The sequence below is a fragment of the Echinicola sp. 20G genome (assembly GCF_015533855.1).
Classification (GTDB): domain Bacteria; phylum Bacteroidota; class Bacteroidia; order Cytophagales; family Cyclobacteriaceae; genus Echinicola.
Genome location: NZ_AP024154.1, coordinates 154,923 through 173,292, shown reverse-complemented (window position 1 = coordinate 173,292; position 18,370 = coordinate 154,923). Strand labels below are relative to the sequence as shown.

Annotated in this window: 15 protein-coding genes; 6 read left to right on the top strand and 9 right to left on the bottom strand. The window is 40.2% G+C overall.

All coding sequences use genetic code 11. From position 1 onward, the window contains the following. Positions 1-110 precede the first annotated feature (110 nt). The gene (greA, locus tag JL001_RS00840; protein WP_192011202.1) at positions 111-584 is read left to right on the top strand and encodes a transcription elongation factor GreA; all 474 of its coding nucleotides are present in this window, start codon (positions 111-113) and stop codon (positions 582-584) included. 49 nt (positions 585-633) lie between these two features. Next, on the top strand, positions 634-1,032 hold the full coding sequence (locus JL001_RS00835; protein WP_200974274.1) for an HIT family protein: 399 nt from the start codon (positions 634-636) through the stop codon (positions 1,030-1,032). A 52-nt stretch (positions 1,033-1,084) separates the two neighbouring features. Here JL001_RS00835 and JL001_RS00830 read toward each other — a convergent pair whose 3' ends face one another. After that, positions 1,085-1,459, bottom strand: coding sequence for a hypothetical protein (locus JL001_RS00830; RefSeq protein WP_200974273.1), 375 nt, complete (start codon positions 1,457-1,459; stop codon positions 1,085-1,087). A gap of 2 nt (positions 1,460-1,461) precedes the next feature. Continuing rightward, a complete protein-coding gene (rlmD, locus tag JL001_RS00825; protein ID WP_200974272.1) occupies positions 1,462-2,868 on the bottom strand; it encodes a 23S rRNA (uracil(1939)-C(5))-methyltransferase RlmD in 1,407 nt (468 codons plus the stop codon). 195 nt (positions 2,869-3,063) lie between these two features. Between rlmD and JL001_RS00820 the strand changes: the two genes are divergently transcribed. Together JL001_RS00820 and JL001_RS00815 are read left to right on the top strand one after the other, a co-directional pair. Further along, complete coding sequence (locus JL001_RS00820; RefSeq protein WP_200974271.1) at positions 3,064-3,876, top strand: SDR family oxidoreductase; 813 nt, start codon at positions 3,064-3,066, stop codon at positions 3,874-3,876. 6 nt (positions 3,877-3,882) lie between these two features. Then, positions 3,883-7,863 carry an AAA domain-containing protein gene (locus JL001_RS00815; RefSeq protein ID WP_200974270.1) on the top strand — a complete coding sequence of 1,327 codons (3,981 nt, stop codon included), beginning with the start codon at positions 3,883-3,885 and terminating at the stop codon, positions 7,861-7,863. Positions 7,864-7,869: 6 nt separating this feature from the next. Here JL001_RS00815 and JL001_RS00810 read toward each other — a convergent pair whose 3' ends face one another. Genes JL001_RS00810 through recQ form a run of 4 tightly spaced genes read right to left on the bottom strand, consistent with a single transcriptional unit; the run spans position 7,870 to position 13,329 of the window. After that, positions 7,870-8,331 carry a gliding motility lipoprotein GldH gene (locus tag JL001_RS00810; protein WP_236252662.1) on the bottom strand — a complete coding sequence of 154 codons (462 nt, stop codon included), beginning with the start codon at positions 8,329-8,331 and terminating at the stop codon, positions 7,870-7,872. A gap of 7 nt (positions 8,332-8,338) precedes the next feature. Continuing rightward, positions 8,339-9,784: a stage 0 sporulation family protein gene (ricT, locus tag JL001_RS00805; RefSeq protein WP_200974268.1), complete on the bottom strand. Its 1,446-nt coding sequence runs from the start codon at positions 9,782-9,784 to the stop codon at positions 8,339-8,341. 57 nt (positions 9,785-9,841) lie between these two features. Continuing rightward, a complete protein-coding gene (gene purD / locus JL001_RS00800; protein ID WP_200974267.1) occupies positions 9,842-11,134 on the bottom strand; it encodes a phosphoribosylamine--glycine ligase in 1,293 nt (430 codons plus the stop codon). 17 nt (positions 11,135-11,151) lie between these two features. After that, positions 11,152-13,329 carry a DNA helicase RecQ gene (gene recQ, locus JL001_RS00795; RefSeq protein WP_200974266.1) on the bottom strand — a complete coding sequence of 726 codons (2,178 nt, stop codon included), beginning with the start codon at positions 13,327-13,329 and terminating at the stop codon, positions 11,152-11,154. Positions 13,330-13,429: 100 nt separating this feature from the next. Here recQ and JL001_RS00790 point away from each other — a divergent pair, with 100 nt between their 5' ends. Further along, on the top strand, positions 13,430-14,398 hold the full coding sequence (locus tag JL001_RS00790) for an SIS domain-containing protein (RefSeq protein WP_200974265.1): 969 nt from the start codon (positions 13,430-13,432) through the stop codon (positions 14,396-14,398). 9 nt (positions 14,399-14,407) lie between these two features. After that, complete coding sequence (locus JL001_RS00785; RefSeq protein ID WP_200974264.1) at positions 14,408-15,484, top strand: mannose-1-phosphate guanylyltransferase; 1,077 nt, start codon at positions 14,408-14,410, stop codon at positions 15,482-15,484. Between the two features lie 14 nt (positions 15,485-15,498). On the opposite strand, the gene JL001_RS00780 is transcribed toward JL001_RS00785, so the two are convergent. The 3 genes from JL001_RS00780 to JL001_RS00770 all read right to left on the bottom strand — a co-directional run bounded on the left by JL001_RS00780 (position 15,499) and on the right by JL001_RS00770 (position 18,200). After that, the gene (locus JL001_RS00780; RefSeq protein ID WP_200974263.1) at positions 15,499-15,990 is read right to left on the bottom strand and encodes an OsmC family protein; all 492 of its coding nucleotides are present in this window, start codon (positions 15,988-15,990) and stop codon (positions 15,499-15,501) included. Positions 15,991-16,105: 115 nt separating this feature from the next. Further along, the gene (locus JL001_RS00775; RefSeq protein WP_200974262.1) at positions 16,106-17,182 is read right to left on the bottom strand and encodes an Ldh family oxidoreductase; all 1,077 of its coding nucleotides are present in this window, start codon (positions 17,180-17,182) and stop codon (positions 16,106-16,108) included. A 52-nt stretch (positions 17,183-17,234) separates the two neighbouring features. Then, the gene (locus tag JL001_RS00770) at positions 17,235-18,200 is read right to left on the bottom strand and encodes an exopolyphosphatase (RefSeq protein ID WP_192011216.1); all 966 of its coding nucleotides are present in this window, start codon (positions 18,198-18,200) and stop codon (positions 17,235-17,237) included. Positions 18,201-18,370: the final 170 nt, after the last annotated feature.

Genomic DNA, 18,370 nt, shown 5'->3' with positions numbered 1-18,370 from the left:
TTTACTAATGTTTATATTTGCCTAAGACACAAATAAAAGCAAGAATAGGTAACGGTCTTCAGCAATGAGGCCGTTCTTTTATTTTTCAAGCTTTGTAAATTAAATTGACTATGGGAAAAGTACAATATTACACTGAAGAGGGTCTTAAGAAGCTGAAGGATGAGCTTCAAGAATTGAAGACTAAAGGAAGACATGATATTGCGAAGCAAATCGCAGAAGCAAGAGACAAAGGAGATTTGAGTGAGAATGCAGAATATGATGCAGCCAAAGATGCTCAAGGGTTGCTTGAACTTAAAATATCCAAGTTGGAAGAGGTTGTGGGCAATGCCAGAGTGCTTGATAATTCCAAAATGGATATGTCAAAAGTGGGCATCCTTAGTACTGTCAAAATCAAAAATGTCAAAAATGGCATGACAGTAGCTTATACCCTTGTTTCCGAGGAGGAGGCAGATTTGAAATCCAATAAAATTTCATTGGCTTCTCCATTTGGTAAAGGCCTTTTAGGTAAAAAAGTGGGCGAGATAGCCCAGATCAATGCCCCCGCTGGAGTAGTGGAGTTTGAAGTGTTAGAGATTAATTACTAAATAGCTTAATCCCGATGGTAATCCATTCGGGATTTTTTATTTTTATCCCATGGCAAGTATATTCACAAAAATCATCAATAGAGAAATTCCTGGCCACATCGTGGCTGAGGATGAACGTTACATCGCTTTTCTAGATATTATGCCCCTTGTAAAAGGACATGTGTTGGTTGTTCCCAAGCAAGAGGTAGATTATATTTTCGATTTGGAAGATGATATCCTTTCAGGCTTAAATATTTTTGCTAAAAAAGTAGCAAAGGCCATCGACAAAACCATAAAGTGCACAAGGGTAGGAGTGGCAGTAATTGGTCTGGAAGTTCCACACGTTCATGTTCACTTGGTACCCTTGAATACCATGGACGATATCAATTTTACTCGTCCAAAGCTGAAATTGGAAAATGAAGAAATGGCAGAGATAGCTGAAAAAATCAAAGGGGCTGTAGAACTCTAATAGAAAATTAACTTTATTAAAAAGGCCCTGCATGTGCAGGGCCTTTTTAGTTTTAATCATTTGGATAAGGAATATATACAAAATTGGTGAATTCTTCATCTACTACAAATAGACAGCAGAACTCATCAGGGTCTTTATAGGCCTTTTTGAAATCCTCAATTGATTTTTCATCGACCAACTTCCTCTGGATGAATTCATCTAGGTAAGTGATGTAATAATTCCAATCCACCTTTACTTCTTTGTTACCGATCAATAATTGCCCTATAGGCTGTTCTGTTTTGCAAACTGGAAAGATTGGGTGGTTAGAAAATTTCCTAGACCTTACTTGGTAAGATGCTTCCTTTAACGTCTCTGCTACTTTGACAAAATCTTTGGTAATGGTGCCCAAGTATTTGCCGTTCAATTCTGGATCATTATCGTCTCTCATCTTTATTTTTTTAAAGTCAGTAATACTACATTCTCTACATGGTAAGTCTGTGGGAACATGTCTACTGGTTGAACAATATCCACTTGGTATTTCTCTCCCAATAGGGCTACATCTCTAGCTTGCGTGGCGGGATTGCAACTAACGTAAACTATTTTAGGAGCTTCTAATTTGAGGAGCATGTTGACCACGTCTTCATGCATTCCAGCTCTAGGAGGGTCAGTAATGATGACATCAGGGGCAGCGTGTTCACTAATGAACTCATCTGTAAGCATGTCTTTCATATCCCCTGCATAAAAGAGGGTGTTTTCTAGTCCGTTAACTTTGGCATTTAGTTTTGCGTCCTCTATCGCAGCTTCCACGTATTCAATTCCAATAACTTGTTTGGCCTTTTTGGCCACAAAGTTGGCGATGGTTCCAGTTCCGGTGTAAAGGTCATATACTACCTCATTACCCTGCAATCCAGCAAACTCCCGAGTAACTTTATACAGTTCATAAGCTTGTTCCGAATTGGTCTGGTAGAAAGATTTAGGGCCAATTCTAAAGTCAAGGCCTTCCATTTCCTCTATGATATAATCCCGACCTCTGAAAGTATGAATTTCCTGGTCATGAAATGTTTCATTCTTTTTGAGGTTGATGATGTAGAGCAGAGAAGTGATGTTTGGGAATTTATCTGCTAAGAACTCCATTACTTTTTGAATCTCCTCTGGTGCATCTTCTCCAAACTGAACAATCACCATGGACTCTCCAGTTGAAGTGGTACGAATGATCAAGTTCCTTAAGACACCTTCTTGGTTGATCATATCAAAGAAGCTGATATTGTTTTTTAAGGCAAAGTCCCTCAGTTCATTTCTAACATCATTGGAAATGTCCCCCTGCAGGTAACAATGTTCTATATCTACGATTTTATCAAACCGTTTAGGAATATGAAAGCCAAGTGCATTTCGTTCAAACTCTTTTCCGGAATTGATTTCTTCCCGGGTCAACCAACGGTTATTGGAAAAGGTAAAATCCAATTTGTTTCTGTAATACTGGGTGTTGGCAGAGCCAATGATAGGCTTGACCTCTGGAATGGGCACTTTGGCAATTCTCTGAAACTGGTCCAAGACCTGTTGGCGCTTATAGGTAAGCTGTAGGTCATAGTTGATGTGTTGCCACTTGCACCCACCGCAGACGCCAAAATGAGAACAGAAAGGCTCCACACGGTCTTTTGAATATTTGTGGATTTTAATCGCTTCTCCTTCCATAAAGCTGCTTTTTCCTTTGGTGATGCGGACGTCCACCACATCACCAGGTGCAACCTGCTGCACAAATACCACTTTGCCTTCATAATGGGCTATACTTTTGCCCTCAGAAGCTATCCGCTCTATCGTAAGGTTTTCTAGAACCTTATTTTTCATCTTTCTCGACATAGGCTGCAAAATTAATCATAATCTTTGAAAAGCCACAAGGCCACGGCAAGTGTCAAAGGAACTCTGATGGGTTTTTGAATATTGCTCTTCAATAGGAGGGGAAATGTAAAAAAGATCTTTCGAACAATATTCTTTTTTTGAATCTTCCCAAATATTGTGAAATGATTATCTTTAGGCTTAAAGTTTTAATGAATAATGAAGTTTAAAGACAAGGTAGTTATCGTGACAGGGGCGACCTCTGGAATTGGAGAGGCGTGTGCAATGGTTTTTGGAAAAGAAGGGGCCAAAGTAGCCATAACTGGACGAAACCAAGTAAAGCTGGATAATAGCTTGGTGACATTACAACGAGAAGGGGTAGAATGCTTGGGGATTTTGGCAGATGCGGGTTCTGAAGATGACAATCGCATGATGGCCGAAAAAGTGGAATCACATTTTGGAAAGATAGATATCTTGGTCAATAACGCGGGCATATCCATGAGGGCCTTGTTTGAGGAACTGGATACAGAAATATTTCATAAAGTGATGGATACCAATTTTTGGGGGACGGTATATGCTACCAAATATTGCTTACCACAAATAATCAAAAACAAGGGCTCAATCATTGGGGTTTCCTCTATAAACGGGTATCGAGGAACCCCTGCGAGAACTGCCTATACAGCCAGTAAATATGCCATGAATGGCTTCTTGGAATCACTAAGGACAGAAGTCATGAAAAGAGAGGTACATGTACTGGTAGCTTGCCCGGGGTTTACTGCATCCAATATCAGAAATAATGCTTTGACAGCTGATGGCAGCTCACAAGGAGAGTCTCCAAGGAATGAGAGTGACATGATGACGGCTGAAGAAGTGGCCCAGCATATCCTTAAAGCAACTTTAAAGCGACGGAGGGATTTGGTTTTGACCAGAGAAGGAAAACTGGCTGTGTTTTTGAATAAATGGATACCAGGAATAATGGATGGGATCGTTTATAATCACATGGCTAAAGAAAAGGATTCTCCATTTAAATAATCGCTTATGATACAGGATGTCTTTCAGGTTTATATGAATAGGTTAATGGATTTGTCAGCCAGAAACAGATCTATCTACCTTCCTAGGCTGATTACCTCCCAAATGATAGACCTGAAAGAACTCCAGTTTTTAAAAACGGATAATCCCTTTGATTACATAGAAGAACTTTTGGGTAGGAAGAAAACCATTCCACTTATTTCCTCTGAAGATGCACGGGATTCATCTATAAATAAAATATCCAATCGACTAAAAAGACTTCAGTTGCAAGTGAAGTTGGCAGAGGAGGAAAGTGGCGAAAAGAACCTTTTTTTGGCTTGGCCATTTGTGGAGGGGAAGTTGGCCAATGACCAATTGATCAGATGTCCATTGCTGTTTTTTCCGGTGAAACTGGAATTGGAAGGTCGGGAGTGGCAAATCAAGAAAAAGTCCGGTGACCAGCCTTTTATTAATAAAGCCTTTCTTTTGGCTTATGCCCAAGCTAACCAGCAGGTATTAAAAAAAGAATGGTGGGAGAATGCCTTAGAGAATTTCAGTAAAGAACCTACACCTTTTAGGACCGAGCTGTATCAATATCTCAAAAAAGAGCTGTCCCTTAATTTTACCCAAGAGCTTTTTGAAAATAAACTAGAGGAGTTTAAAGATACCAATCGGTCAACATCAGAGGAGAATTGGAAAACAGGCATTCTTGAACTAAAACCTTATGCGATTCTTGGGCAGTTTTCACAGAAAAGTTCTTTTTTGGTGAGGGATTATGAAGAGCTTAAGTCCCAATATTCAGCCAAAGACCTAGAGGAGCTTTTTACGGATTGGTTTACACAGGATAAGGAAGATAAAACTACTTACGTTGATGGTAATTTGTTCAATACTTTTCCGTTGGATGCAAGTCAAGAAGAGGTTTTGAATGCAGTTAGAGAAGGAGGTTCTTGTGTCGTAGAAGGCCCTCCAGGAACAGGGAAGTCCCAATTGATCTGTAATTTGGTTACGGACTTTGTTTCCAGAGGGAAAAAAGTCTTGGTTGTATCACAAAAGCGTGCTGCCCTGGATGTAGTAAATCAACGCTTAAGAGAACAAGGTTTTGGGGCCTTTTTGGCTTTGGTGCATGATTTTAGAGCTGATAGAAATGATCTTTTTAAGCAGCTTTCTAGCCAGATCAGCTCTTTGGAAAACTATCAAGAACTGAATAGGAGTCTAGATGCCATCCAGCTTGAAAGAAGTTTTGTCCAGACCGTACGGACAATAGAAAACCATTCAGAGTTTTTGGAGGATTATCGGCATGCCCTTTTTAATACTGAAGAATGCGGGGCGCCTATCAAGGAACTTTATATCAGTTCTTCTTTTGATGATGAACATTTGAACCTTACCCAGTATTATAAGTATTATCACTGGGGAGATTTGGATGAATTTTTAATGGATTTCAAAGAGTATCTCTATTACCATCCAAAGTATGAAAGTGCCGATTCATTCTGGCTTCACCGGGTAGATTTTGCAGAGTTTACAGCCAACGCCATTCATCGGTTCAAAGAGAATTTGGATGAAATCAAAGATTTAAAATCCACAGCGGAAAATATCCTTTCTGACCTACTATATCAACCATTTGATTTTCCTTTGATGTACCAGTCTTATGAGCAAAATAAGCGACTGGAGGAGTTACGAGGTGTGATCTCCAATGAGGATATTTATTTGGCCTTGAAGAGGCTGATGAAATACCCCAAGGGTGATTTGGATTTGTTGTGGCTAGAGAACAAAGTGGATATTGTGAAGAAGTTGCTTTCTGAGGAAGGAGTGGAATGGTCAATTGAAGATGGTGAGGTGGAGCATATGTACCAAAAAGTGCTTCATGTTCTTCAAATGAAAGATTCTTGGTGGAAGTCTTTGTCTTTGAAGTTTTATAAAAAGGAATTCAAAGAAGTGTGGAGTCTATTGAAAACAAATGGGCTAGAAGACGATAAAGAAAGCTTGATGGTATTGGTAAAGATGTTGGAGAATAGACTGAATATCAATCACCAATATACGCTTTTGGAGAGAAAAGAGTGGGTTAGCTTGCCTCCAAAGCCTTTTGATTTTACTGTTTTTAATCACGAGTTTCACATCTTGACAGAAGCCATGAAGGCTAGGTTTATTTTGGAGGATTTAGGAGTGTTGACTCCATATCTGATATTTGAAAAGGTAGACCATGAACAGTTTAGAAGGATATTGAATGAGTTTATTGGAATCAATGGATTGATAGAGTTCAAATCTCAGGTTTGGAGGAATTATTTCAGTGATATTCAGATCAAGCACCTGTTAACCGCTTCTGATGATGAAAAGTTACTCAAAGTCCAAGAGACCATTACTCAGGATTTTACTGAAATGGTAGCTTTGGACAGGCTAAAAAGAAAATTAAGAGCTATCGACAAAGAGGTGATCAATAAACTGATTGATGAATATCCCGGTAGGGATTTTGAAGACCTAAGACAGATTTTTTTGGCTGGATTGAGGTTTGGCTGGATTGAACATATTGAAAAAAAATATCCTGTATTGCAGCAAATGAGCTTGCATAAGGTCAAGGATATTTTGGAAGGGTTTTCTTTGGCGGTAGAGGAAAAGTTAAAATTGAGTCGTTTCATTACAGAACTAAGATTACGGGAAAACACCTTTAAAAAACTGACTTATAACCGCCTCAACAACCTAATTACCTATCGGGATTTGTCCCACCAGGTAAATAAGAAGAAGCGAATATGGAGTGTAAAAAAATTGGTAGAGAAGTTTGAGGAAGAAGTGTTCAAATTGGTGCCATGTTGGTTGGCATCACCAGAAACTGTATCTGCTTTGTTTCCGATGGATAGTAGGTTTGACTTAGTGGTTTTTGATGAGTCTTCCCAATGTTTTGCTGAAAGAGGCCTGCCTGCCATGCTTAGGGGTCGGCAAGTAGTAATTGCAGGAGATAGTCAGCAGTTGCAACCTTTTGATCTTTATAAAGTGAGGTTGGAAACTGAGGAAGAGGGGATAGCGTTGGAGTCAACATCTTTACTTGATTTGGCTTCCAATTATTTCAAAAAATACAGTTTAGAGGGGCATTACAGAAGTAGGCATTTGTCCTTGATTGAGTTTTCCAACAAACACTTTTATGAGGGGCAATTGACCATGCTTCCTGAAATGACATCCATGAATCAGGCACAGCAAGCTTATCAATGGATCAAAGTAGATGGGGTTTGGGATAAGCAAACCAACCAAGTGGAGGCAGAAAAAGTGTTAGAGATTTTAAACTTTTTGAAGAATGAGGAAGAGCCACTCTCGGTTGGAGTCATTACCTTTAACTATTTTCAGATGGAGCTGATCAATGATAAGGTGATGGAGAATAAAGCGTTAAAACACTTAAAGATAAAGGTCAAAAATATTGAAAATGTTCAGGGAGATGAGTTTGACGTCGTTATATTTTCCATTGGTTATGCCAAGAACAAAGCAGGTAAATTTAGTGCAAATTTTGGGCTGCTTTCCAAAGAGGGAGGGGCTAACCGACTTAATGTAGCAGTTACTCGGGCCAGAAGAAAGGTTATTGTAATATCCAGTATTGACCATTCGGATTTTAAAAACAGCCAGTTGATCAACTCCGGAGTAAAAGTGCTAAGGGATTATTTGGAGTATGCTGAAAAAGTATCCAAAGGAGAATCAGTAAGCATTGAGGAAAAGACAGCTGGTGGCTTTGAGGCATCTTGGTACCTTAAGGATAAATTAATAGGTACCTATGGTAACCATAAGGTGAAAGATAGTTCGGTTTCAAGGATGATGGACTTAGAATTACTAGAAGGAGATCAATACATTGGAGCGATATTGACAGATGATAATCGACTTTTTGCGGCCAAGACTGCCAAGGAGGCATTTGTTTACCATCCTCAACTATTAAAGGAAAAAGGCTGGAATGTCAGCTATGTTTTTAGCCGACAACATTGGATGGATAGGGAAGATTTACTGCAAACCAAGATAAAGCAGGAAATAGAAAAGGAGTGATTTTCATCACTCCTTTTCTAATTTGATTCCTACAGATTCAATTCCCTTAAGCTCATTGCTTCTCATATATTGGATGAGCTGAACTTTAATTTTGCTATTGGCAAGTAGGTTATTAAGCGGAAGAGTGTCTATTTGGGTGAATGCGTTACCAAACCCTTCGCCAAGTGGCTTTCCTGTCTTTGGATCAAAGAGGTTTAAATTTAAAAGCTCATTGTCCAAGGTGTTGTTAAGGCTATCTTTTAAAAGATACCTCACATAAAGGTTTTGGTAATCATAACTGTCATTGTATTTGACCCTCAAAGTTGATAGTACTTTTCGTTCTCTATGACTATCTACTTCAAAGGTAACTGTGTCAGTTACTGCCCATGACATTTTCTGCATTCCTTGATACTCCTCGTAAACCCGAGAATTGTTACAAGCGGAAAATGATATAAGAATTAATGCTAAAGTTACTAATCGACTTAACATCGGTTGACTAATCATTGTTGTTGTTGCCTTGATTTCCGCGGTTGTTTTTCCTTCTTGGATTGTTATTTCTTCTTTTGTTACTCTTAGGTCGTTGATTCGATGCTTGAGGAGTATTTGGTTCCTTGTTGGGAGTACTTTTTGGGCCTCTAGCAGGTTTGTTTTGAGGAGAAGCATTGGCCGGTTTAGGACTCCCTTCACCTCGTTTTCTGTTTGAGGGCTTTCTCCTTTGATTCCTTGATCTAGGAGGCGTGTTACCTTGGCGCTCACCTTGATTTTCTTGTGGAGCGTTTGGTTGATTTGCCTTTGGCTGTTGTTGTTGGCCAGCAGATTGATTAGGAGCTTTTGGTTTAGGCTTGCGCTTTTTCCGTTTTTTGTTTTTGCTCTGGAATTTTTTGTCGAGCATTTCCAAATCCATATTGGATTTGTTTTTGTCATCCTCAACATCCATCATGTCATTTAACTCCAAACTAAAAGGCTTTTTGCCCTCTTCGTTCATTTCAATGATTTCTTTGACCCTATCACAATCTATCGAATACCAATTATTTTCATTGTTGTAGCTGAACCACATCAACTTTCTGAAAATATCGGTTTTCTGGAGTTTTGCCTGTCCCGCTTCAGTCAGCAATGGCTTTTCTATGTTTGGGATATCCTCCAAAGCAGACATGTAAGTGTCCAACTCATAGTTAAGGCAGCATTTTAATCTTCCGCACTGACCTGAGAGCTTGGTGGGGTTTAGGGATAAATTCTGGTATCTTGCCGCTGATGTGCTGACACTTTTGAAGTCATGAATCCAAGTGGAGCAACAAAGCTCGCGCCCGCATACACCGATACCTCCCAGTCTTCCTGCTTCCTGGCGAAGACTGATTTGTCTCATCTCCACGCGGATTTTAAATTCTGAGGCAAGAATTTTGATCAGTTCCCTGAAGTCTACACGATCATCTGCTGAATAGTAAAAAGTGGCTTTGGAATTATCTGCCTGGTATTCGACATCAGATAACTTCATCTCCAATTTCACTTCATCAATAATCTGCTTAGTTCTGTATAAAGTTGGGATTTCACGATTTTTGGATTCTTCCCATTTTTCTAAGTCTTTTTGATTGGCAAGCCTGTAAATCTTAAGGATGTTATCGTCATTCTTGATTTTCCTTTTCTGCATCTGCAGCCTCACCAACTCACCTTGTAAGGAAACATATCCGATATGGTGACCATTAGGGACATCTACGACCACAGGGTCACCAGTGGTCAGTTTTAGGTGATTTACATTTCGGAAGTAATCCTTTCTGCCTCCTTTAAACTTTACCTCTACAATATCAAAGGTGTCCACTGACGGAATGCCCATATGGGACAGCCAGTCAAAGGAATTCATTTTATTACAATCGCTCGTACCACAAGTGCCATTGTTTTGACACCCTCCACTTCCTGAAGTGGTCGAGCAGCTACTACATCCTGCCATAACTCTATCTATTATTTAGGGAATCCACAGGGGATTCCTCGTGAATAAATTATGGTATCATTTACCATAATTTAGGATGTCTTGCCCGATATCTTTTCGGTAATAGACATCTTTCCAGGTAATTTCATTTACTCTGGAATACGCGTTTGACAACGCTTCTTCAACACTTCCTCCCTTACCGGTCACTCCTAGAACTCTTCCTCCATTGGTTACTACTTTACCTTGTTCATTTTGAGTGGTACCAGCATGGAACGTGATGCTGCTGCCATTGGGATCTCCCAGGCCACTGATCACATCGCCTTTTGGATAAGCACCGGGGTAACCTCCAGCTACCATTACTACAGTAGTGGCGGTGAATGTTTCTAGTTCAAGGGAATAATCGGCAAGTTTGCCAGTGCCGATAGCATAAAGAAGGTCTACAAAATCACTCTTGATTCGTGGGAGTACAGCCTGGGTTTCAGGGTCACCCATACGGACATTGTATTCGATTACATAAGGCTCCCCATTGGTGTTCATTAGCCCGATGAAGATAAATCCTTTATAATCAATATTTTCCTTTTCAAGCCCTTCAATGGTAGGTTTCACGACCTTTTCTTCTACCTTTTGCATAAAAGATGCGTCTGCAAAAGGTACTGGGCTTACAGCTCCCATGCCTCCGGTATTTAAGCCGGTGTCCTTTTCTCCGATTCGCTTGTAGTCTTTTGCTTCTGGAAGAATTTTATAGTTTTTTCCATCGGTTGCCACAAACACAGACAGTTCAATTCCAGTCAGGAACTCTTCAATGACTACCTTGTCCGAAGCAGCTCCAAACTTGCTTTCAAGCAACATTTCTTTGAAAGAGCTTTCAGCGTCTTCTAAACTCTCACAGATCAAAACGCCCTTTCCGGCTGCAAGCCCGTCCGCTTTTAAAACGATCGGTAATTTCTGGGATTTGATAAACTGGAGGCCTTCTTCGATTGTTTCTTTGGTGAAGGTCTCTGAAGCAGCGGTAGGGACATTGTTACGCTGCATGAATTGTTTGGAAAAATCCTTGCTTCCCTCCAATGTAGCGCCTAGTTGTTTTGGTCCCACAACGGGTAGGTTTTTGGTTTCTTCCTGGTCGGCAAAATAGTCTGCTACACCTTTGACTAAAGGCTCTTCAGGGCCTACTACAACCATGTCAATAGTATTGTCTAGCACAAAGGATTTAAGTGCTGGGAAATCTGTAATTCCAAGGGATACATTCGTAGCTATGGATGCTGTGCCAGCATTTCCGGGGGCTACGAAAAGTTGTTTACACTTTGGGCTATTAGCAATTTTATAAGCAAAGGCATGCTCTCTACCTCCACTACCTAATAATAATATATTCATGAATTTAAATCTAATTTTTAATTGGCATGGTCTGAAATGAACTTGATCCTGTAGACTCGGATTTCTTCTTCACCAAAATCTTCGTCTTCAAGTTCGCTTAGTGCCTCTCTGATGTTGTCTGTCTCAGCTGACATGAAATAGTCGTGAAGGGTGTCTTCCCTGTCCTCATCCATGATATTTTGGATATAGTAATTGATGTTCAATTTGGTTCCACTATAGATGATTTGCTCTATTTCTTGAAGCAGCTCCGTCATACTTATGTTCAGGTTGGAGGCGATTTCGTCTAAATCGACTTTCCTGTCCACTTGTTGGATGATGGAGATTTTAACTTTGGAGCGAGTGCCTGCTGTTTTAACCACAACATCCGAAGCAGTAATAATGTCGTTTTCCTCAACGTAACTCTCTATTAGTTTCAGAAACGGAGCCCCAAATTTAGCGACTTTTCCCATACCAACCCCATTAATTTGGGCAAGTTCTTCCTTGGTGGTAGGGTATACGGTCGCCATTTCTTCCAAAGAAGGGTCTTGGAAGATCACATAAGGAGGTAGTCCTTTGGATTTAGCTACTTTTTTTCTTTCTGTTTTGAGCAGTTCAAAAAGCTTTTCATCATAAGCTTTGTTGGAATTGCTGATTTCTTCGGCTTCATCGTTTTCGATCATCTCTTCAAAATCATGATCTTTACTTAGCATAACTTCATGAGGAGAATTCAAAAACTCCTCACTGATTGGGGAGAGCTTGATGACACCGTAGTTTTCGATGTCTTTCTCCAGAAAGCCAAGGATCATGGCTTGCCTAATAACAGATTTCCAATGTCTTTCATCAGAGTCTTGGCCTTCACCAAAAACTTTGAGGCTGTCGTGATTGTAGCTTTCCATGTATTCGTTTTGCTCACCACGGATGACATTGACAACATGCTCGAGACTGAATCTTTGGTTGGTCTCTTTTACAGCCTCTATGGCTATTTGAATATCTTTTTGTCCATCAAAGGACTCTTTTTTCTTTTTACAATTGTCACAAAAACCACAGTCCTCATTGAGACTTTCTCCAAAATAGTGGAGCAAGACCCTTCTTCTACATACCGAACTTTCTGCATAGGCTGCCATTTCCTGTAAAAGTACTTTGGCATTTTCCCTTTCGTTGACAGGCTTGTCCTTGTTAAATTTTTCAAGCTTGATGATGTCATCATACTTGTAGAACATCAAGCAATGTCCCTCCAGTCCATCCCTTCCTGCCCGTCCGGTTTCTTGGTAATAACCTTCCAGAGATTTTGGGACGTCATAATGAATGACATAGCGAACGTCGGGCTTGTCTATGCCCATTCCAAACGCAATCGTGGCCACGACTACATCCACTTCTTCATTCAAGAAGTCGTCTTGGTTTTTGATTCTTGTTGCTGATTCAAGTCCTGCATGGTAAGGCGCTGCATTGATCCCGTTTACCTTAAGCAGTTCAGCTATTTCTTCTACTTTTTTACGGCTCAAGCAATATATGATTCCAGATTTCCCTTTGTGGGACTTTACATACTTGATCAGTTGTTTTTTAGTGTCATTTTTGACTTTTGGCCGAACCTCATAATACAGGTTGGTTCGGTTAAAGGAAGATTTGAACAAATCAGCTTCTTCCATGTTCAGGTTACGTTGGATGTCTTGCTGAACTTTTGGAGTGGCTGTGGCCGTGAGAGCTATGATCGGAAGGTTGTTCCCTATCTGACCAATGATGGATTTTATTTTTCTATATTCTGGTCTGAAATCATGTCCCCATTCTGAAATACAGTGTGCCTCATCTATGGCTACAAAACACAGTTTGGCTGATTTTAGGAATTCAATATTTTCTTCTTTGGTGAGAGATTCAGGTGCTACGTACAGTAACTGGGTGGCTCCGGAAAGGACTTCTTTTTTTACCCTGTTTGACTCTGATTTGCTCAAAGTTGAGTTTAGGAAGTGGGCATTGATGCCAAAAGCATTTAACTGATCTACCTGGTTTTTCATCAAGGCGATCAATGGAGAAATAACAATAGCCGTTCCTTCACTGGTGACGGCCGGGAGTTGATAACATAGTGATTTTCCTGCGCCTGTGGGCATGATGACAAAGGTGTTGTTGCCATGCAGAATATTATCAACTATAGCTTCCTGGTTACCTCTGAATTGATTGAAGCCAAAAATCTTCTTGAGGTTTTCTTTAACTTTTATATCCACTCCATTCTGTCTTTTTAATGATGTGCCGAATGCTTTTCATTAAATAATTAAAGTAAATAATTTTACCTTTGTACAAATTTAATAATAACCCTCGGTAAAATTGAATATAATAAAAAATATTAAAAACAGCGCCATAAAAGTTCTTCAGACAGAAGCAGAAGCGGTACAGAATTTAGCCAATAATATTGATGAAGATTTTGAGTCTTGTGTAACTGAAATCCTGAATTCAAACGGACGTGTGGTGATTACCGGGGTTGGGAAGAGTGCCATCGTGGCTACAAAAATTGTAGCCACCCTAAACTCGACTGGTACGCCCGCATTATTTATGCACGCAGCGGATGCTATTCATGGAGATTTGGGTATGATTCAAAAGGAAGATTTTGTAATTTGTATTTCGAAGAGTGGTAATACGCCAGAAATAAAAGTTTTAGTACCCATGCTGAAAAGGATGGGGTCCAAACTAGTGGCATTGGTGAGCAATACCGATAGTTATCTTGCTGACCATGCAGATTTTGTTTTGAATGCAACGATTAAAGCCGAGGCTTGCCCATTAAATTTAGCCCCCACAACCAGTACCACGGCCCATATGGCTATGGGTGATGCATTGGCTGTCTGTCTTCTGGAAGCTAGAGGATTTAGTAGTGATGATTTTGCCAAGTACCATCCTGGAGGATCGCTGGGCAAGCAATTGTATCTTACTGTAGACGATTTGGTGGTAAAAGAATCTGTGCCGGTGGTGAAAGAAACGGCAGATCTAAAGGAAGTTATTTTAGAAATTAGTGGTAAAAGACTTGGGGCTACGGCAGTTTTAAATGAAGCACAAAATTTGGTTGGGATTGTTACTGATGGGGATTTAAGGAGAATGCTGGAAAAAGGAGAGGACCTTAGCCAAGTGAAAGCAAAAGACATTATGACGAAAAACCCAAAAACCATTGAACATAAAGAATATGCCATCAGGGCTTTGAACAAGATGAAAGAGCATAATATCACTCAGCTTGTTGTCATGAAAAAGGAAAGCCTTTTGGGCTTTATTCATATTCATGATTTAATGAAGGAGGGGATTGTTTAAAAAAAAATTATGCAAAATAAACCATATATTGTAGTACTTGCCGGAGGAATTGGTTCTAAATTTTGGCCATATAGTAGAAACAATTACCCCAAACAATTTTTAGATATTTTAGGCACAGGCAGGACTTTGCTGCAAATGACTTTTGACCGTTTTGTGAAGTTTTCGGATCCCAAACTTTTTTTGGTGGTTACCAATAAAATGTATGTAGATATCGTAAAGGAACAGTTGCCGGAAATTTCTGATGAACAAATTTTGGGAGAGCCATTGAGGAGAAATACGGCTAACTGTATCGCTTATGCCAGCTATAAAATTAAGAAAAAAGATCCCAATGCCAGGGTAATTGTAACTCCTTCCGACCATTTGGTGATAAATGAATTACCATTTCAGCAAAAGATCAAGCAAGGACTTAAGGAGGCTGAAAAAGCTCATCATTTAATTACCATTGGCATCAAACCCAATAGGCCAGAGACAGGTTATGGATATATCCAATACATCGAGAAGCCTAAGTTAGGTTTGGTCAAAAAGGTAAAGACTTTTACAGAAAAGCCTACTAAAAAGCTTGCCAAAACGTTTTTGGAGAGTGGTGATTTTGTTTGGAACAGTGGGATGTTCATTTGGAAAAATGAATCAATTATTAGGGCTTTTGAAAAGCATTTGCCTGAGATGGCTGAAGTGTTTGAAGAGGGAATGGAATTCTATGATTCTACAGATGAATCCGGGTTTATTAAGCGCGCTTATTCTCTTGTGAAGAATGTCTCCATTGATTTGGGCATTATGGAAAAGTCGGATGAAGTTTATTTGTTGCTCGGTGATTTTGGGTGGTCAGACCTGGGCTCATGGTTGAGTATTCACCAACTCAAGGAGAGAGATAAGAATAATAATGTTGTTGATGCCAATGCGGTGTTGTATGACACCACAAACAGCTATATCAAAGTGTCCCCACAAAAGCTTGTGGTTGTTCATGGCTTGGATAATTACTTGATCAATGAATCTGAGAATGTGATCTTGATCTGTAAGCTTGATGCTGAAAATAAGTTCAAGGAGTTTGTTGCAGATGCAAAGAACAAAGGTGAAGATTATATTTAGAAAGACCTCTCCAGTTATTTGTCTAAAGAATGTTTCTGGGCTATTCTCACCACAGGTTTATGCCGAATGGGAAAATTGCAGCTATTGGCAATAAAACAATGTTTGTGAGCCTCTTCATGCAGTGACATGGCCTTGGGTTTCATGCTTTCATTTTCAACTGTCACCACTGGATATAGTACTACTTCATTGAATTGACCTGAGCCGTTTTTATTCTCCTGCATAATCCCTTCGGAATGGTCTTCATAAGTTGTCACGCTTACACCTGCTTCGGCGCATAAGTGAAGATACCAAAGCATGTGACAAGAGGAAATACTGGCCAGAAAAAGTTCCTCTGGATTGTATTTGCTTTTATCTCCTCTAAAATGTGGGTCTGAGCTTCCCGAGAGGTGGGGCTTGCCTTCTGCCGTGATTTCAAAGTTTCTTTGGTAGGCCAAATAGCCCCGAGTGCCCATGCCTGTATTGCCGGTCCACTCCAAAACGGTCTGGTAATGATGGAATTTTGACATGTGGATAAGTTATGAAAAATCAATTGAATTTTCCAAAACAAATGCTTTACAAAAAGAAAAAATCGCTTCCCTGATATCACAGAGAAGCGATGAATAAAGGTTAATTATTTATTGTTTAAAACTTAAAAGGCACGTCGAATTTTTCTCCAAGGGTTCTAAGATCGTCTTCTACAGGTTTCAGAAGAGGGATGCCATTTTTCATTCTATCTTGCTCCAGTTCTCTTTCAGGGTCTCCAGGGATCAATACCTTTTCGTTTCCAGGAGTTGTTTTGGCCGAGCGGAATCTTTTGATCCAGTTGTCCATATGGTCTTTAAATTCATCAGCGGGCCTGAAAGCATCTACACGCATGGCACCGAAGAAATGGCCAATGCCGTCTCCAACTGGGTTGGGATCTGGCTGGAGAAATGCAACAAATGGCGGAACCCAAGGGCCATAGTTGGCTCCTGAAAGCACAGCTGAGAAGATGTCGACGATAGACCCTAAAGCATAGCCTTTATGAGAACCGTGTTCCTTATCACCTCCTAGAGGTAATAAGGCTCCTCCTTCTTTTACGCCATAAGGGTTGGTGGTTGGATGGCCTTCACTGTCTTGTATCCAGCCGGACGGGGCCTGCTCATCTTTTCTTTGTAGTATTTCCAGTTTTCCATTGGCTGCTGTAGTAGTAGCCATGTCTGCAACAAATGCTGGTTCTTCATTGGCAGGAATAGCAACAGCAATTGGATTGGTGCCTAAAAGGCGTTCTTTACTGAATGTAGGGCTTACCAAAGGGCTTGCGTTGGTCATGGAAAGACCTATCATGTCATCCTTTAAGGCTTGCATGGCATGATGCCCTGCAATGCCATAATGGTTGGAGTTTTTTACGGATACCCAGCCAGTACCTGCAATTTTAGCTTTTTCAATGGCGATTTGCATGGCTATTGGTGCCACTACCAGCCCCAAGCCTGCGTCACCATCTACTACTGCTGTACTGGGTGTTTCATGAACTACGCGTACATTTGGAGTGGCATTGATTCGGCCGGCTTCCCATAACCTGACATATCCAGAGAGCCTTGCGACTCCATGAGAGTCGACACCTCTCAAATCGGCTGACAATAAGACTTCGGTAGCAGTTTGGGCATCCTTTTCAGGACATCCGATTTTAAGGAAAATATTCTTCGTGAACGAGAATAATCCTTCAAAGTTAAAATTCATGGCGCAAAATATATTTTGACTTATCCGGTGATAAGTTGATATTGATTAGAAATCATGATTTTTCTATGCCTTCGCAAGGAATGATAGGCTGTTTTGAGATTATTTTTGCAATAACTCCTTCCTTTAACGCATAATTGGAGCAAACAAGTTCTGATGCATCTACAAATTGAAGGATAAATTCAATTAGACAGGAAGCTACCACAATCATGTCCACTCTCATGGGGATCATTCCGGGTATTTTTAGCCTTTGGTCCTTATTAAGTGTGACCAGCTTTTGGGCAAGCAATTCAAACTCTGTGCGGGGAAGATGGAAGACCTTTTGGGTTTTGGTTTTGGTCCGATGGGCAGAGGCGTAGTACATATCGGTAAGCGTGTCAAAAGTACCGGAGGCACCTACCAACCTTTTCGGTTTATAAACTTCTAAAGCAGTAATAAGAGGCTGGAGTCTTTCTTCTAAATAAGTCTTCAGTTTGGTTACTTCTTCCGTATGGATGGGGTCATGGTAATGGAACAAGTCCAGCATCCTTTGACCTCCAATTTCAAAACTTTGTTTCCAAAGTGCTTCTTGTTCATTGCCAATGATGAATTCAACAGATCCACCACCAATATCCATCATCAGGCTATTTTCATCTCCAAGCGATCCACTAAAGCGAATGCCTTCATAGATGAGCTGGGCTTCTTGCTCTCCATCGATGACATTTACTTTAATGTCAAATTTTTCCTTTATTTCCTGAACCAAGGCTGGGCCATTGGTGGCACTTCTAACGGCACTGGTAGCGAAAGCATATACTTTTTGGATCTCCTCTCCATTGATCAAATTCCTGAAATGGCCGATGGTATGCATGGCTCTTTTTTGGGCATCAGGGTGAATGGCATTTTTGCTGATACCTTGCTGCCCAATTTTTACAGGGATTTTTTCCTTATAGATGGTTTGGAAACCTTCCGAAGTTAATTCAACCAATAACAAGTGAAATGTATTGGTGCCCATGTCGATAATGGCTACTTTCTCATGTGTCATTAAGCCCTTATTTTTAGTTGTGCGAATATATAAAGTTTATTTAAAAAAGCTCTATGTTAATAATGAGATATATACGAGGGAATTGATAAACTCGATGTAGAAGGGTTTGGAGGTATGAAGGTGCCAGAAAGCATCGGAAAATTTCTTACCTTAAAGCAGATTGAAAAATA

What these genes read in the sequence shown, in the direction of transcription:
- JL001_RS00775 (WP_200974262.1), bottom strand. Translation starts at nt 17,182, where the DNA reads ATGAATTTTAACTTTGAAGGATTATTCTCGTTCACGAAGAATATTTTC.
- JL001_RS00810 (WP_236252662.1), bottom strand. Translation starts at nt 8,331, where the DNA reads ATGTTAAGTCGATTAGTAACTTTAGCATTAATTCTTATATCATTTTCC.
- ricT (WP_200974268.1), bottom strand. Translation starts at nt 9,784, where the DNA reads ATGGCAGGATGTAGTAGCTGCTCGACCACTTCAGGAAGTGGAGGGTGT.
- greA (WP_192011202.1), top strand. Translation starts at nt 111, where the DNA reads ATGGGAAAAGTACAATATTACACTGAAGAGGGTCTTAAGAAGCTGAAG.
- JL001_RS00815 (WP_200974270.1), top strand. Translation starts at nt 3,883, where the DNA reads ATGATACAGGATGTCTTTCAGGTTTATATGAATAGGTTAATGGATTTG.
- JL001_RS00770 (WP_192011216.1), bottom strand. Translation starts at nt 18,200, where the DNA reads ATGACACATGAGAAAGTAGCCATTATCGACATGGGCACCAATACATTT.
- JL001_RS00780 (WP_200974263.1), bottom strand. Translation starts at nt 15,990, where the DNA reads ATGTCAAAATTCCATCATTACCAGACCGTTTTGGAGTGGACCGGCAAT.
- JL001_RS00785 (WP_200974264.1), top strand. Translation starts at nt 14,408, where the DNA reads ATGCAAAATAAACCATATATTGTAGTACTTGCCGGAGGAATTGGTTCT.
- JL001_RS00835 (WP_200974274.1), top strand. Translation starts at nt 634, where the DNA reads ATGGCAAGTATATTCACAAAAATCATCAATAGAGAAATTCCTGGCCAC.
- JL001_RS00820 (WP_200974271.1), top strand. Translation starts at nt 3,064, where the DNA reads ATGAAGTTTAAAGACAAGGTAGTTATCGTGACAGGGGCGACCTCTGGA.
- rlmD (WP_200974272.1), bottom strand. Translation starts at nt 2,868, where the DNA reads ATGTCGAGAAAGATGAAAAATAAGGTTCTAGAAAACCTTACGATAGAG.
- purD (WP_200974267.1), bottom strand. Translation starts at nt 11,134, where the DNA reads ATGAATATATTATTATTAGGTAGTGGAGGTAGAGAGCATGCCTTTGCT.
- JL001_RS00830 (WP_200974273.1), bottom strand. Translation starts at nt 1,459, where the DNA reads ATGAGAGACGATAATGATCCAGAATTGAACGGCAAATACTTGGGCACC.